The 14,544-nt window shown below is 55.6% G+C and carries 15 protein-coding genes; 4 read left to right on the forward strand and 11 right to left on the reverse strand.

Annotation, left to right across the window (positions count from 1 at the left end; all coding sequences use genetic code 11):
- Positions 1-45: 45 nt before the first annotated feature.
- From ELR57_RS11855 to gluQRS, 8 genes are all read right to left on the reverse strand, one after another.
- A complete protein-coding gene (locus tag ELR57_RS11855; protein ID WP_126959278.1) occupies positions 46-807 on the reverse strand; it encodes a DeoR/GlpR family DNA-binding transcription regulator in 762 nt (253 codons plus the stop codon).
- 210 nt (positions 808-1,017) lie between these two features.
- The gene (deoD, locus tag ELR57_RS11860; RefSeq protein ID WP_126959394.1) at positions 1,018-1,710 is read right to left on the reverse strand and encodes a purine-nucleoside phosphorylase; all 693 of its coding nucleotides are present in this window, start codon (positions 1,708-1,710) and stop codon (positions 1,018-1,020) included.
- Positions 1,703-2,431, reverse strand: coding sequence for a DeoD-type purine-nucleoside phosphorylase (locus tag ELR57_RS11865; protein ID WP_126959279.1), 729 nt, complete (start codon positions 2,429-2,431; stop codon positions 1,703-1,705). Before ELR57_RS11865 ends, deoD begins: the two co-directional genes overlap by 8 nt.
- Positions 2,432-2,489: 58 nt before the next feature.
- A complete protein-coding gene (locus ELR57_RS11870) occupies positions 2,490-4,010 on the reverse strand; it encodes an FGGY-family carbohydrate kinase (RefSeq protein ID WP_126959280.1) in 1,521 nt (506 codons plus the stop codon).
- A 32-nt stretch (positions 4,011-4,042) separates the two neighbouring features.
- Positions 4,043-5,143: a M20/M25/M40 family metallo-hydrolase gene (locus tag ELR57_RS11875; RefSeq protein WP_126959281.1), complete on the reverse strand. Its 1,101-nt coding sequence runs from the start codon at positions 5,141-5,143 to the stop codon at positions 4,043-4,045.
- A 220-nt stretch (positions 5,144-5,363) separates the two neighbouring features.
- Positions 5,364-5,915, reverse strand: coding sequence for a GNAT family N-acetyltransferase (locus tag ELR57_RS11880; RefSeq protein WP_126959395.1), 552 nt, complete (start codon positions 5,913-5,915; stop codon positions 5,364-5,366).
- 57 nt (positions 5,916-5,972) lie between these two features.
- On the reverse strand, positions 5,973-6,587 hold the full coding sequence (locus ELR57_RS11885; RefSeq protein ID WP_238162491.1) for an HD domain-containing protein: 615 nt from the start codon (positions 6,585-6,587) through the stop codon (positions 5,973-5,975).
- A 30-nt stretch (positions 6,588-6,617) separates the two neighbouring features.
- Entirely contained in the window at positions 6,618-7,586 is a 969-nt protein-coding gene (gene gluQRS, locus ELR57_RS11890) for a tRNA glutamyl-Q(34) synthetase GluQRS (RefSeq protein WP_126959282.1), read from the reverse strand.
- A 163-nt stretch (positions 7,587-7,749) separates the two neighbouring features.
- On the opposite strand from gluQRS, the gene ELR57_RS11895 reads away from it, so the two are divergent.
- Positions 7,750-8,424, forward strand: coding sequence for a response regulator transcription factor (locus ELR57_RS11895; RefSeq protein WP_126959283.1), 675 nt, complete (start codon positions 7,750-7,752; stop codon positions 8,422-8,424).
- A complete protein-coding gene (locus ELR57_RS11900) occupies positions 8,421-9,836 on the forward strand; it encodes a sensor histidine kinase (RefSeq protein WP_238162492.1) in 1,416 nt (471 codons plus the stop codon). Before ELR57_RS11895 ends, ELR57_RS11900 begins: the two co-directional genes overlap by 4 nt.
- A 48-nt stretch (positions 9,837-9,884) precedes the next feature.
- On the opposite strand, the gene ELR57_RS11905 is transcribed toward ELR57_RS11900, so the two are convergent.
- Complete coding sequence (locus tag ELR57_RS11905; RefSeq protein ID WP_126959284.1) at positions 9,885-10,202, reverse strand: helix-turn-helix domain-containing protein; 318 nt, start codon at positions 10,200-10,202, stop codon at positions 9,885-9,887.
- A 262-nt stretch (positions 10,203-10,464) separates the two neighbouring features.
- Here ELR57_RS11905 and ELR57_RS11910 point away from each other — a divergent pair, with 262 nt between their 5' ends.
- Complete coding sequence (locus ELR57_RS11910; protein WP_126959285.1) at positions 10,465-12,021, forward strand: response regulator; 1,557 nt, start codon at positions 10,465-10,467, stop codon at positions 12,019-12,021.
- A complete protein-coding gene (locus ELR57_RS11915) occupies positions 12,018-12,707 on the forward strand; it encodes a response regulator transcription factor (protein ID WP_126959286.1) in 690 nt (229 codons plus the stop codon). The genes ELR57_RS11910 and ELR57_RS11915 overlap by 4 nt, the downstream gene beginning before the upstream one ends.
- A 17-nt stretch (positions 12,708-12,724) precedes the next feature.
- Here the strand turns inward: ELR57_RS11915 and glpX are convergent, their stop codons facing one another.
- Positions 12,725-13,696, reverse strand: coding sequence for a class II fructose-bisphosphatase (glpX, locus tag ELR57_RS11920; protein ID WP_126959287.1), 972 nt, complete (start codon positions 13,694-13,696; stop codon positions 12,725-12,727).
- Between the two features lie 18 nt (positions 13,697-13,714).
- Entirely contained in the window at positions 13,715-14,542 is an 828-nt protein-coding gene (locus ELR57_RS11925; RefSeq protein ID WP_126959288.1) for a pyruvate, water dikinase regulatory protein, read from the reverse strand.
- Between the last annotated feature and the right edge of the window lie 2 nt (positions 14,543-14,544).

A 14,544-nucleotide genomic window follows, 5' to 3' on the forward strand; every position in this document is an offset into this window, starting at 1 on the left:
AGGCAAGGCAATAGTGAATCAGTTGCATTTGAATCCGAACAACGATTATGGGGCTATGATGACCTCTACGCCCTTCTTCTCAAGCTCTCTTTTGTACACGTCGTCGATCTCGTTGATTATCAGCTTGTCGATCTCGGAGATCTCACATAGGTGGCAGAATACCTTCTTGTTGAGTTTGCTGCTGTCGGTAACCATGATGACTTCCTCGGCGGCTTCGATCATCGCCCGTTTCGTCTCGACCTCTTCCATTGTCCGGTTCGAGATGCCGAATGACAGATCGATTGCATCGCACCCAAGGAAGGTTTTGTTCACGTGCACTTTCTCGAAGAATTCGACGGTTTGATCGCCTACCAGGGTATAGACGGATTCATTCAGAATGCCTCCGGACACCATCAGCTTGATACTTCGCTTGTGAGCCATCTCCATCGAGATCTTAATGTCGTTGGTAAGGACGGTTATCTCCTGGTTCTTGATATTCTTAGCGACCTCAAGCGTAGTAGAACCGGCGTCGAAAATAACAATATCGCCATCCTCGATTAACTTGGCCGCTTCTGCCCCTATACGTCTTTTCGCTTCGAGATTCGATTCCTGCTTGCTTGAGGAGGGGATCTCATACGAGAACTTGTTCAAGATCGACATGACGCCTCCATGCGTCTTCACGACAAGCCCTTTCTCCGACAGCTCGTCCAAGTCGCGTCTGATGGTCACCTTCGACACCTCGAAGATATCGCTTAGCTCGTTGACGTTTGCTTTCTTTTTCTTGTTAATGTATTGCAAGATTTTCTCTTGCCGCTCGATTTGAAACATCCTGCCGCTCCCTCCCGATTAGGAACAATGAAGCCGATCGCTATATTTTCTCATGATGCTTCTCAAATCCTGCACCCGATCGAAGAAAGCGCCCTCATAACAAACGATCGCAAAAATAAGTTGGATACAATCATTTTACCCGCTCTTGAGCTAGTCGTAAACGTCCGAGCCGAGAGCCTTCAAGCTTCCGGCCCGAACACCCGGGAACGGTCAAATCAGGGCTAGCGCCACTTCCATCATGCCGGTGAACGTCTTCTCCCGTTCTTCGGCAGTCGTCGGCCTCTCTCCCGGCTTGTCCGAGATGGTCACCATGCACAGAGCATGTTTGCCGGCCCTCGCCGCGTTCATGTAGAGTGCGGCTGCCTCCATCTCTGATGCGAGAACCCCCATCTTCACCCAGCCTTTATCATGCTTCTCGGCGTTATCGCAATAGAAGACATCTCCTGATATGATGTTACCGACGCGGACAGGAATTCCTTGCGCTTCTGCGGCGTCGACCGCCTTCGTCAGCAGCTCAAAGCTAGCCGTGGGACAATACGTCCCCGGCAGCTCGAAGCTCTTCGCGTAAGCGGAATCGGTGCATGCGCCCATGCCGATAACGATGTCGCGCATCATCACGTCCGGCTGAATCGCTCCGGAAGAGCCAATGCGTATGATTTGATCAACGCCGTAGAAGTTAAACAGCTCATAAGTGTAGATGCCGACGGAAGGCATCCCCATGCCATGGCCCATAACCGACACAGGTTTACCCTTGTAGGTACCGGTGTAGCCGAACATGTTGCGAACCGTATTGAACGGAACGGGTTCGACCAGGAATTTCTCGGCAATGAATTTGGCACGCAGGGGATCACCGGGCATCAGTACCGTCTTGGCAATGTCCCCCGGCTTCGCGGCGTTATGCATCGTCGGCGTTAAGCTCGGCTTCACTAGAAAATCCCCCTTCGTTTATCGTCAATGCAATCTCGATTGCCTTGCTGTACGTCTCAGAGGCGTCAGGATTTTGTTCGGCGACAAGCAGGCTTAGAGCGCTGCCTCCAGCTCTTGCCGCGTTCATGTATAAAGCGGCTGTTTCCATCTCCCAAGCTAACACCCCCATCTTCGCCCAGCGCCCCCAGGCCTTCGAATCGTCGGGATAGCACACGTCCGTCGTGAGAACGGTGCCGACGCGGCTGGAAATCCCCCGGCGTCGCGCGATGTCTGCCGCCCGGCGCACGAGGCGGTAATCCGCGATCGGCGCATAGGAGCCGGGCAGCTCGAAGCTGTCCGCATAATGCGAGTATGCAGTGCTAGCCCCCATGGCAATAAGCAAATCCTCCTTCTTCAAATCGGGTTGAATCGGCGTCGACCCTCCGAGCTTAATAATTCGCTTGACGCCATAGAAGTTGTACAGTTCATAAGAATAGATGCCCATGGACGGCATTCCGATGCCGCTTCCCATAACCGACACCGGTCTTCCTCGATAGAATCCCGTGTAGCCCAGCATGTTGCGAACTTCATTGAATTCGATCGCGCGGTCCAAGTAAGTCGCCGCAATTCTTCTCGCCGACAGCGGATCGGACGGCATCAGCACGGTCTCGGCGATCGCGCCGGCCGCGGCCGTCAGATGAGGAGTCGGTATACTCATAATGAATCCCCTCCGTAAATTGCATTTGATTCGATCTGTTTACCCCAATCAACCCGAGTTACGCGCCCTGTCCATTCAAATACAAGCCGGTCGTCTCTCTCATCCAATCCTTTAACTCCGGATAGAGCTTGCGATATTGGCCGAATATTCGCTTGTATGCGGCATGATTCTCCGGGATCGGCTTTATGACCTTATCGAAACGAACCATCGACTGTACCGCATCCGACAAATCCAAATAGACGCCGGCCGCCGTTGCGACGCAGATGGCCGCACCTAGGCAGGGAGCTTGGGGTTCGGATGGAACGTTAACGACAACGTTGCTCACGTCCGCGTGAATCTGCAAATACAGATCCGAGTTGGTCGTCCCTCCGGCGATGTTGATCTCGCCGACCTCGAAGCCGTTCTCCCGGAACTGAGCAAGCAAATTCTCCGTTCCGTAGGCAATGCCTTCCATCAGCGCGCGGTACATGTGCGCCCTGGTATGATGGAGGGACAAGCCGTAGAACATCCCGCGTACGCCGGAATCCAAATAAGGATGACGATTGCCCTGCCAGTAATCGAGCACGACGAGTCCTTCGGATCCGATCGGCAGTCCCTCTGCCTCCATGTTCAGCGCCTCGAAGACGCTCACCCCCGACTGCTCGAGATCCTTGCAGAATTCCCGCTTAAACCAAGTTAAGATCGAACCGGAAGAGACTTGCCCTCGATATGCGGTATAGTACCCCTCGATCAAATTGTCCGGACCGCTGTTGATCCCGCCCTCGTCGAACATTAAATCCTTCGTCAGCGCCATCGCCAGGTTCGATGAGCCCGTTATCAGAGCGATTCGCCCCGGCTCGTACACCCCCATCCCCAAGACGCCGATCGAAGAATCGATCCCGCCTTGAGCGATCAGCGTATGGTAACCTAAGCCAAGCTCGTCCGCTGCTTCCCGAGCGATCGTACCGATCGCGTCGCCGACCTTGAACACCCGCTCAGATGGGAACTTCGCAATCGCTTCCTCCATGCCGAGTTTCTCATACAAAGTACGCGCGAAGCCGCCTTCCCTGCCGTTATATCCCCAATTGCAGGAATTGTTGATGTTGATCGACCAGAGTCCGGTCAGTCGATAGGTCAGCCAATCCTGGTATTCGCAGAAGATATCCGCTTTGTCGTAATTCTCGCGTTCATGCCGCTTCAGCCAAAGCAGCTTGCCCGGCATCCACTCCGCCGACAGCTTCGATCCCGTCAACCGTTCAATATCCGCTACCTCTTGGGAAGCTCTGACATCCATCCAAATGAGACAATCCCGAACCGGGGCTCCGTCGCTCATGCACAGAACAACGCTGCAGCTTGTCGTGGCAGTGCTGATGCCTAGAATTCTCTCCTTCGAGATTCCCGTCTCCACCAGCGCCTTACGCATGCTGGTCTTCAGCGCATTCCACCAGTCTTCCGGAGTTTGCTCCGCCCAGCCGGTATGAAGATGCTTCGTCTCGTAATCAGTTGAAGCAAAGCCGAGCGGATGGCCGTTCAAATCATAGAGGCCGACACGAATACTGCCGGTTCCTCCGTCAATTCCGATTAGGACATCCCGTACCAACCTTGCCACCTCCTCTTCTATGTTCTATTTTCTCAATAACGGTTTAGATTGAAATCCCGGTCGATCGAATCGATAAAAGCCGCAACCAGCAGACCGACCTTTTCGAGATCTCCGAGATCGCAGGTCTCCATCGGGGAGTGGCTGTACCGATCGGGCGTTCCCATATCGAGACAAGGGATTCCCAACCCTTCAAGTTGAAGGTATGCCGTATCGGACAAAGCACCGCGGGCCGCAGAGCGTTGCAACGGAATTCCACGATCTTCCGCCACCTTCCTCAGTCGCTGATACATTCCTTGATGGGCGATATTGCCGTTCAACGTGCCTTTGCCATGGAAGTTCATCAAGGTAACCGCAGGACCGCCCCCAAGAACAACATTGTTCACCCCACGTTGATCGGGCGTGTCCCCCGCGCCCGGACCGAGCAGGCAGATGGCCATGTCCGTATTCGCGGTGCGAGCAGCCATCATCGCCCCGCGGGCGTTGAACTCCTCCATGACCGTTCCGACCAAATGAACGGAGCAGCGCGGCCTTCGTTCGTTCAGAATCGAAGCGATCTGGACGAGATTGGCCATTCCTGCCGCATCGTCTATATAGGCTCCCGCGATTCGATCGCCGAGAAGTTCGACGTAATTCGGAGCGAACGTGACTGGACAGCCGACGTAGATACCTAGCTCGTTTACCTGTCGCTCGCTTCCAGCTCCAATATCGATGAACAAGGAAGAGAATGGATCTACCTTCGACTTCTCCTCGGCCAATTGACCGTGATAGGCTTTGGCTCCGATCATGCCCGGATAGAACGTGCCGCTCTCGCTGCCGACCATAACCGCGATTCCTTGAACGATTTTCTCAGAGATGCCCCCGACCCTCTCGAAGCGAAGAAAACCGTCCGGCTCGATGCGGCTGACGATGAACCCGATTACGTCCATATGCGCGAATATCATCAAACTCGGAGCTTCCGGGTCAGTACCGTTAAATGTAGCGATAACATTGCCCATCCGGTCGATTGACGCTCGATCGGCATAACTTCCCAGGTCATTCAGCAGCTTGTAAGCCATCCTCGATTCGAATCCGGATAGACGAATGGTCCCCATGTAATCTTTTATCTTCTCTCTCAATTCGTTCCTCTGAAGCATAAGAGCGCTCTCTCCTTCGCCATACCAGGGTGTCAATCGATAGTACGATCTTCTTATGTGATTGTTTGTGATCTTATATGATCATATTTTATCTATTATTATAGGGTCATTCAAATTGTTTGTAAAGATTCATGACATGGATGGAACATAATAAAATCGCCATCCGATAGATTCACTCTACGAATGGCGATTCAAAAAAGAAAACTTCACAATAGAAACACTATTCGCTAATCTCAGCATCCCATTCCGACCGAAGCAATCCCATGGCGATAACGTCGACGTATCGTCCCTTCTTGAACTGCCGTTCGCGGAATCTTCCTTCCTCCCGGAAGCCGCAGGACCGGTAGCAGCGAATGCCGCGTTCGTTGAAGTCGTAGACCTCCAGCTCGAGTCGATTGAGACCGAGATCCTGGAAGGCGAAGTCGATCAGTAGCGTCATTGCTTCCTTGCCGTAGCCTTGTCCCTGCTCCGCCGCGTTCCCGATGACAACTCCGATACGGCCGACCCGGTTCTTCCAATCGATGGAGTCAAGGTTGATCTGTCCGATATATAGCTGGGTGTCGGCATGGGCGATGACGAAGCCGGCGCGATCCGGCTTGCGCTCCATCATCATGTTCAGGAACGATTCCGTGGCCTCTACCGTCTGCGGCATCAGGAAGATGTCGGACAGCGATTCCACGATGCCCGGATCGTTGACCCAGTTGCGAATCGGCACGAGATCCTCGAACCGATATTCGCGCAGCATGACCTTCTCGCCAATTAAATAAGGCATCGCCATCGAACCTTTCTTCTATAGAATAAGTCCTCTCCGCGCTTTCCGTTAAGCCGTTCAACCCTTCAAGTAACCCTTATCCGCGGCCCTATGCAGCAGCTCGTTAATGAAGGAAGCCAGCACGGGAGAGGTTTGCTCGACGAACTCGACTCTCTTCAGCGCTTGTGCCAGCCGAACCCCGTTTTCCTTCCAACTGAAGCCCTCCGAGTAATAGTTGTGGAGCATCGGCTGGATCCGGTCGATCGCCGCCGCGAAGACGGCCTCCGGCGTCTCCATGTCCTCGAATTCGCGCCACAGGGCCATCAGGCTCGCCGCTTGGTCCTCCGGCAGAAGGCCGAAGATCCGGTCCGCCGCGGCTTGTTCGCGCTCTTCTTTATCCGCATAGCCTTGGGAATCGTAGGCGAAGGTGTCTCCGGCATCGATCTCTACGATATCGTGGACAAGCAGCAGCTTGATCGTATGGTTCAGATCCGGCTTCGGATCGACGGCGTGTTCATGCAGCGCCATGGCCATCAGGGCGATATGCCAGGAATGCTCGGCCGTATTCTCGCGGCGGCTGCCGCCGGTTATCAACGTTCTCCGCAGCACCGTCTTCAGGCGATCGATCTCCATGATAAAAGCGATCTGTCTGTCCAATCTCTCCATGCCCCATGCTTCGTTCGGTTGTTCCATGTATCGTCTCTCTCCTTCTCTCGTCTCTGCTTATCTTAAACGATCCATCCAATTCCCGGGCAGAACGATCGCTTCTTGAGCGATTCGTCCCGGCGTCCATTGCCCGATCAGATCCTGCGGCTTACATGGCTCCGGCTCGGGAATCAGCCCGGTTGCCCAGGCGATCAGGCCGACGATCCTCTCGGAGGCGACCCCTTGTTCGCGGAGCTCGGACAACGCCACGGAGCCGTGCCTCTTGGACAGCCGTTTGCCGTCTTCTCCGAGCCATAACGGACCGTGCGCATAGCGCGGCGGTTCCGCTCCTAGTGCGTCGAACAAGGCAAGCTGGCGCGGCGTAGAATCGAGCAAATCCCAGCCGCGGAAGACGTCGGTCACGCCCATGGCGATGTCATCCACGACGACGGCGAGCTGGTACCCGATGATTCCGTCCGCTCGCTGCACGGCAAAATCGCCGGCGCTTGGAAAGCTCCTCGCTCCGGCGACTCCGTCCGCGAAGAAGATCTCGCGATCGGGCATCGCGAAGTGCAGCGAGGGGGTCTTCTCCTCGGCTCTTGTTTCCTGCTCTTCCGGGGATAGATAGAGGCATCCGCAGCGTCGCGGATTTCCTTCCTGCTCAAGACCATGCGGCGCGTTCGCCATCAGGAGAAGCTCGGCTCGACTGCAATAGCAGGAATACAGCCAGCCATCCCGCTGTAATCGCAGAATCGCTTCCCGATAGAACGCTCCTCTCTCGCTTTGGACATAGGGGCCGTATTCGCCGCCGACGTCCGGACCCTCGTCCCAATCCAGGCCGAGCCAATGCATGTCCTCTATTAAGGAAGCCGAATAAGCCGGTTTGCAGCGCGCGCGGTCCAGATCCTCCATTCGGAGAAGCATCGTGCCTCCGGCCGATCGAATCTGCAGCCAGGCAAGCAAGGCGGTCGAGGCGTTGCCGAGATGCAATCGGCCCGAGGGCGTCGGAGCGAATCGTCCCCGCACGGGCGCTTTCGGTGTCGGCAAGTCGCTCCCCCCTTTTTTTATTTTCTATTGTAGCATAGAACAATTCATATTCCGTTCACAATGTTCGCTCATGATAGGAGCATGCTAACCGGCAAGGTTCTCAGCGGTCCGAATTTCGGTTAAACTCGGAGGGAGTCCGGATAGATTCAAAGGAGGGTTCGTAATGGCTAGAGTGCTCGTCGTTGACGATGATCCCCATATTCGGGAGTTGGTGCGCGTGTTTCTCGAGCGGGAAGGGCTTGAGATCCGGGAGGCGGCGGACGGCGTGGAGGCTCTCTCGATCCTGGAATCGACACAAGTCGATCTGGCTATTCTCGATATTATGATGCCGAATATGGATGGCTGGGAGCTTTGCTCCGAATTAAAGGCCCATTATGATTTTCCTCTCTTGATGCTCACGGCCAAGGGAGAGACCTCCCAGAAGGTCAAGGGCTTCCAGCTCGGAACGGATGATTACCTGGTCAAGCCGTTCGAGCCCGTAGAGCTCGTCTTCCGCGTGAAGGCGCTGCTGCGGCGGTATCATATCACCGTCTCGCAGACGCTGCAGCTCGGCAGGGTGCAGCTCAATCATAAGACGTATGAGCTGACCGAAGGCGGCACAGCTCTCACCCTGCCGCTCAAAGAATTCGAGCTGCTGTACAAGCTGGGAAGCTACCCCGGCAAGACATTCTCCAGGGAGCAGCTGATCGAGCAGATCTGGGGATACGACTACGAAGGCGACGAACGGACGGTAGACGTGCATATCCGCCGTCTGCGCGAACGCTTCAACGAGGACAAGTGCGGCTTCCGCATCACGACGATCCGTGGCCTCGGCTACCGCCTGGAGGTGCTCTCTTGACTCAGCATGGGCAACACCGCGAGAGCAACGCACGCTCTGAGGCCGCTCATGCAGGAATAAGCCGCCATGAAGCCCATCTAGAGAAGCATTATCGGCGGCTGCAGGAGCGATTGGATCGCAAAAAGAGACGGCTCCAACGGCGTATCTCGCATACTCGTAGGATCGGCAGCCGTACGGCGAGCCATCGACTCGGGCGACACAAGGCTCATTTGCAGCGAAGGCTGGACCGGCTCGAGGAACGGATCAACCAATCGCGGCTGATTTATGAAGAACGGCAACAGCGGGTAAAGAAAAGACATCAACGGCAACTGGATTTCGAGATCGAGCCCAAACCGAAGTGGTATCAGGTGCTGCTGGGCTCGCTTGGAATCTTCGCGTTCTTCTCCCTGTGCTGGACGGCTGCCCACTTTCTAACGCGAATCCTGGATAATTATTGGACGTATGCGCGTACGCACACGACGTTCCGGGAGTATGTCGCCATCTTGATCTCGGTCTTCCTGTTCGGATTGACCATCCAAGTGGTCGGTCTAATCATGAAGCCTAACCGGCGCAAGATGATTAACGTCTTCACGATGATGATCGACGCCATGCAGCGGATGGCCAAAGGCGACTTCAACATCAATCTCGAGACCCAGACCGTCTCCCGCCATGCCGGCCAGTTCGCCATCTTGATCGATAATCTGAACCGAATGGCCAACGAGCTCGGCCAGATGGAGCAGATGCGCCAGGAGTTCATCTCCAACGTGTCGCACGAGATCCAATCCCCGCTTACCGCCATCAAGGGGTTCGCCCAAGCGCTCCAAGGAAACGACCTGTCGCCCGAACAGCGCAAGCATTACCTGGAGATCATCGAGACCGAGAGCGATCGCCTCTCCCGTCTAAGCGACAATCTCTTGAAGCTGACTTCTCTCGAATCGTTGCATCATCCCTACCAGCCCCACAGTTATCGCCTGGATCGCCAACTGCGCAAGCTCGTTCTCTCCTGCGAGCCGTTATGGGACGCCAAGCAATTGGAGCTCGACATTCAACTGGATGAGCTTGTCGTCACGGCGGACGAAGAACTGCTTAACCAGGCTTGGAGCAACCTGCTGCACAACAGCATCAAGTTCACTCCGCCCTCCGGCCAACTGTCGATCCGACTCGAGCAGCAGGGCAACCAGGCCATCGTCCGTTTCTCCGACACCGGGATCGGAATCGACGAACAGCATCTTCCCCACCTGTTCGAACGATTCTTCAAGGTGGATCGTTCGCGCAACCGCTCCGCGGGAGGAAGCGGATTGGGGCTGTCCATCGTAAAGAAAATCATCGAGATGCACGGGGGCGCGATCCGGGTTGCGAGCCAGCTCGGAGCCGGAACCACTTTTACCGTTCAATTGCCGCTTACGCAGCCTGCCCACGAGCAGGCGAAGTAAACAAGAACATCCTTGCCGCAAGCATTTGGCAAGGATGTTCTTGTGTTCCTATGCGGTAGGCAGCAGCGACCTTAGTACGAAGTTGAAGAACAGAGCCTGGAGCGAACGGGAGGAATACGTATTCGTCTTCTTCATCATGCAAGCCAGGTGGTTCTTCAGCGTCTTCGGGGAGATGTGCATTTGCGCGGCGATATCGTCGTTGCGCATTCCTTCGATGACCAGAATTCTCATGACTTGAGTCTCTCGCGGCGTCAGCCTGTAACTCTTGGCGAAGGACATGAAGAGCGGGTGCAGAAGACTGACGGGGACATTCGGGGCCTCGTAATTAGGCGCGTCGGTCGTAAAATAACTGTTCAGCATTCTCATAGTGTTGTTGGCTCCTTTTTCATCTCTTGAATGGTGTTGCCAAGCGTTTGATTTCGATTATGTATGGGTATGACTCCCTTGCCTCGAACTCCTGGAGAATGCGGAAGATGTATGCTTCCCCATTTCTTTCCTTCTAACGACGTTCCCCTTTTGCCCTTCACAAATTTGATTCTTTCGTTATTATAAGGACAAAGCGTTAATTATTTTCCCTGATTGTTATTTGTCATTTGTTAGTTTCGCTCATACTTCTAGGGGGATTTGCATGTCGAGATCGCTTCGGATTACAATGGGGGCTGTGTTCCTCCCTTTGTTTATGCTCGTTATCCTGCTTCTTATCGCGGAACTAGGGATCAGCCGGTATCCGGCGCATGGATTTCTCGCAAAGAACGTTTGGTTAGCGCCGTTGGCGCCGATCGCCATCCTACCGATCGCTTTCCTGTTTGCCTATCGAACGCTCAACCGGCGCTTGCAGCCGATTCGCGATCGACTGCTAACGAGACAGCTTGAATTCGATAGAAGAACGGCTGCCTTGCACGATTCCCCCATTCCGCTGCTGCGATTCGGACGGGATGGCCGAATCCGTTCCTTGAACTCATCCGCATGCCGATTGCTCGGCTTCGACACCATGCCTGTCCGCCTCGACTTCTTCGCCACGTGCCTGTCGAATGCCAGCCGCAGTCGATTCAAGCGACAGCTGGCAAGTGCAATAGAAGCGGGCATCGGCTCTAGCGAGATCGAACTTCGAAGGCCGGACGGCACCTTCATTCCCGCGACCGCGGCGTTCGTCCTTCTCTCTCCGCCATGCGGCGATCAGGAAGAACAGGAAGACACCGTGGCGGTCATTCTGAAGGACTTGTCAACGCCGCGGCCGCTTGCATCCGATCAGCCAAACAAAGTCATAGAGCGCGTGGATTCCGTTAGCGCAACGAAGGAAACTATCCGCGACCTCCCGGACCGAGCGCGGGCGGACGATAGGCCGGCGGAGAACGCAAGAAGCTCGCCATCTCAGGGCAGCGTGCTGCTGATCGAAGATCATGAGATCAGCCGAATGATCGCATCGAAGATGTTGAATAGCTTCCAATGCGTCGTTTACGAGGCGGAGAACGCGAATCAGGCTTACGAGCTGCTGATGGAGATCGGCTCTCGGCTCGATCTGGTCCTGATGGACTTGCACATGCCTGGCATAGACGGCGTCGAAGCGGTCCGTACGATACGATCCATGGAGCGGTTCCGCAACCTTCCTATCGTTATCCAAACCGCGGATACGTCGTTGGAACAGCATATGAGCTGCCTAGAGGCGGGAGCGAACGAAGTGATGACGAAGCCCATCGAGCTGAAGCATCTGAAGCAGCTGCTAGAGCGTTGGATCGGCGTCGTGCCGACAGAGTCGCCGTCAAGCCCGGACAGAGGACGAAGCGTCGCCCTTGAGCCGGAATTGCAGCTGGAGGGATTGAATGCGATCGAGGCTTTGGAACGGGTGGATGGCCGGCTATCGTTCTATCTCTCGATGCTTACCCGGTTCCAAGAACGTTATCGCGATTTGATTCCCTTCCTCCATCGCTCGCTCGAGGGCGGAGAGCGCCCGGAAGTCATCAGGATCCTCCATACCTTCCGGGGAGCGGCCAGCCATCTGTCCGCATTCGGCGTTTACGAAGCCGCTACCCTGCTGGAAGAATCGCTCAAGCTCAGCGATACGAACGGCCCGAAGCTGCTGGACGAGCTAGGGCGTCAATTGGACATCGTTTTTCGATCCATTGACAAATATAAGGAAAGTATTAGCGTAGCTAACATTTCAGACACAGGTGGAGATTTGCTTTGACAAAGATTCTGGTCATAGAAGACGATCCAATTCTCGGCGAGATGCTGACGTTGTACCTGGCCGAAGAAAATTTCAATGTCATCCGGGTGGAATCGGCGCAGCAAGGGTTCCAAGCCCTTGGCGTATTCGATCCCGATCTTATCATTCTGGATTTGATGCTTCCGGATGCGGACGGCCCGTCCGTCTGTACGGAATTCCGCGAGAAGACATCCGTGCCGATCGTCGTCACTTCCATGAAGAATACGGTCGCCGATCGAATCCAGGCCATAAGCTTGGGAGCGGACGACTACTTGACGAAGCCTTACAGCGTGCAAGAGCTGAAAGTAAGAATTCAAGCGGTTCTGCGGCGGGTGTCGGCCTCCATCCCGGAAGCGGATCCGATCGTGCCTTCCCAGTCTCCGAATCGGATCTCCCTGAATACGGAGAGGCGTACGATCGTCCTTGAGGGCAGAATCATCGACACGACCTTCTCCGAGTACGAGATGATGAAGCTGTTCACGCAGAATCCCGGACGGGTGTTCAGCCGCGAGGAACTTCTCAATTCGGTGCGGGGAATCGATTCTTTCGTCAACGAGCGGGCGATCGATGTGCATATCACGAATCTAAGGAGGAAGATCGAGAAGAACCCCAAAGAGCCCCAGCACATCAAGACCGTGTGGGGCATCGGGTATAAGTTTATGAAGTAGCGGAAGTCCCGGTCGGATTAATCCAACTCGTTCAACAGCTTCTTGTTCGGCAGATAGTGGATGGCGCGGATAAAACGAATCGTTCTGGTCTGGGCTCTCATCACGATGGAATGAGTCTCGGCACGTTGCTCGGACAGATAGCGGACGCCGCCCAAGAATTCGCCGGGCGTTACGCCCGTAGCGGCGAAGATGACATCCTCGGACCCGATCATATCCTCCATCGTGAGCACCCGGTAAGGGTCCTCGATTCCCATCTCGACGCAGCGCTTGTATTCGTTCGCATCCGACGGCATCAACCGGCCCTGCAGCTCTCCTCCGAGACAGCGGAGCGCGGCGGCGGCGAGCACGCCTTCCGGAGCTCCTCCCGAACCGACGTAGAGGTCGATACCGGCTTCCGGGAAAGCGGGAGCCATGGCGCCTGCGACGTCTCCATCGGAGAGGAACTTGATCCGGACGCCCACCTTGCGAAGCGTCTTGATCATCGCCTCATGCCGGGAACGGTCGAGAATCATGACGGTCAGGTCCGCTACCTTCTTATGCAGGTGAACGGCCGCTTTCTGAAGCGTCACCTCCAGCGGATCCATCAGGCTTAGCTTGCCGGCCAGTTCCGGCCCGACCGCGAGCTTCTCCATATACATATCCGGCGCATGAAGCAGGTTCCCTTTGCCGGCGACGGCGATGACCGACATCGCGTTGTTGAGTCCCCTTGCCACGATCTCGGTCCCTTCGAGCGGATCGACGGCCACATCAAGCTCCGGCCCGTTGCCGCTCCCGACTTCCTCGCCGATGTACAGCATCGGAGCTTCGTCCATCTCCCCTTCGCCGATCACGACCGTTCCTTTCATGGAGACCGTATCGAACATCGATCGCATCGCGGAGGTTGCCGCTCCGTCGGCGCCGTTCTTGTCCCCTCTCCCCATCCAAGGCGCGGAGGCCAATGCCGCAAGTTCGGTTACGCGTACAATCTCAAGCGCCAATTCTCTCTCCATCATGATCCCCCATTTGGTCTAACTGACCGTATTCTGCCAGTGTTCGAGTATGATTCCCGCCGTTTCTTCGATCGCTCTCTCGGTGACGTCGATGACGGGGCAGCCAAGCTGCTTGAGCAATTCGTCCGAGAAGCGAAGCTCCTCTTCAATTCTCGCAAGCGTCGCATATTGCGCATGCGACGGCAGGCCGAGGGCCTTCAAGCGCTCCGCCCGGATCTTCAGAAGACGCTCCGGCTGCATCGACAGCCCAATCGTGATCCGCTCTCCCGGAACGGTCGGCAGGAACAGCTCGGCGGGCGGCTTTACTTCCGGCGTGAGCGGATAATTCGCCGTCCGATAGCCTTTGTGAGCCAGATAGATGCTAAGCGGCGTCTTCGACGTTCGCGAAACCCCGACCAGCACGATCTGCGCATGAAGAAGTCCTCTGACATCCTTGCCGTCGTCATATCGGACCGCGAACTCGACGGCCTCGATTTTCCGAAAATAATGGTCGTCCATCTCGTGAAGCAGGCCGGGCTTGTACTTCGGGGAGTCGTTAAAGGTGTCGATGAACGCCTGCATCATCGGTCCCATGACGTCGACCGCCTTCACCTCGGCCCGGATCGCCTCTTCCCTCATCGTCTCACGAAGCTCGGGCTGAACAAGGGTATAAGCGATGAATCCGCCTGTCCTCGCCGCTTCGAGCACGAGCGAACGAACCTCTTCCTCTTGCTTGATGCCGCCATACCGTTTGATTCGCACGTTCTCGAAAGCGAACTGGCGGACCGTCGCCCGGGCAACCGCTTCTGCCGTCTCGCCCACGGCATCCGAGCAGACGTAGATGATTTTCTGATCTTCTGCTGGCACAG

This window comes from Cohnella sp. AR92, assembly GCF_003990975.1.
Taxonomy (GTDB): domain Bacteria; phylum Bacillota; class Bacilli; order Paenibacillales; family Paenibacillaceae; genus Cohnella.

What these genes read in the sequence shown, in the direction of transcription:
- ELR57_RS11910 (WP_126959285.1), top strand. Translation starts at nt 10,465, where the DNA reads ATGTCGAGATCGCTTCGGATTACAATGGGGGCTGTGTTCCTCCCTTTG.
- ELR57_RS11855 (WP_126959278.1), bottom strand. Translation starts at nt 807, where the DNA reads ATGTTTCAAATCGAGCGGCAAGAGAAAATCTTGCAATACATTAACAAG.
- ELR57_RS11885 (WP_238162491.1), bottom strand. Translation starts at nt 6,587, where the DNA reads ATGGAACAACCGAACGAAGCATGGGGCATGGAGAGATTGGACAGACAG.
- ELR57_RS11880 (WP_126959395.1), bottom strand. Translation starts at nt 5,915, where the DNA reads ATGCCTTATTTAATTGGCGAGAAGGTCATGCTGCGCGAATATCGGTTC.
- glpX (WP_126959287.1), bottom strand. Translation starts at nt 13,696, where the DNA reads ATGGAGAGAGAATTGGCGCTTGAGATTGTACGCGTAACCGAACTTGCG.
- ELR57_RS11875 (WP_126959281.1), bottom strand. Translation starts at nt 5,143, where the DNA reads ATGCTTCAGAGGAACGAATTGAGAGAGAAGATAAAAGATTACATGGGG.
- deoD (WP_126959394.1), bottom strand. Translation starts at nt 1,710, where the DNA reads ATGCATAACGCCGCGAAGCCGGGGGACATTGCCAAGACGGTACTGATG.
- ELR57_RS11895 (WP_126959283.1), top strand. Translation starts at nt 7,750, where the DNA reads ATGGCTAGAGTGCTCGTCGTTGACGATGATCCCCATATTCGGGAGTTG.
- ELR57_RS11865 (WP_126959279.1), bottom strand. Translation starts at nt 2,431, where the DNA reads ATGAGTATACCGACTCCTCATCTGACGGCCGCGGCCGGCGCGATCGCC.
- ELR57_RS11905 (WP_126959284.1), bottom strand. Translation starts at nt 10,202, where the DNA reads ATGAGAATGCTGAACAGTTATTTTACGACCGACGCGCCTAATTACGAG.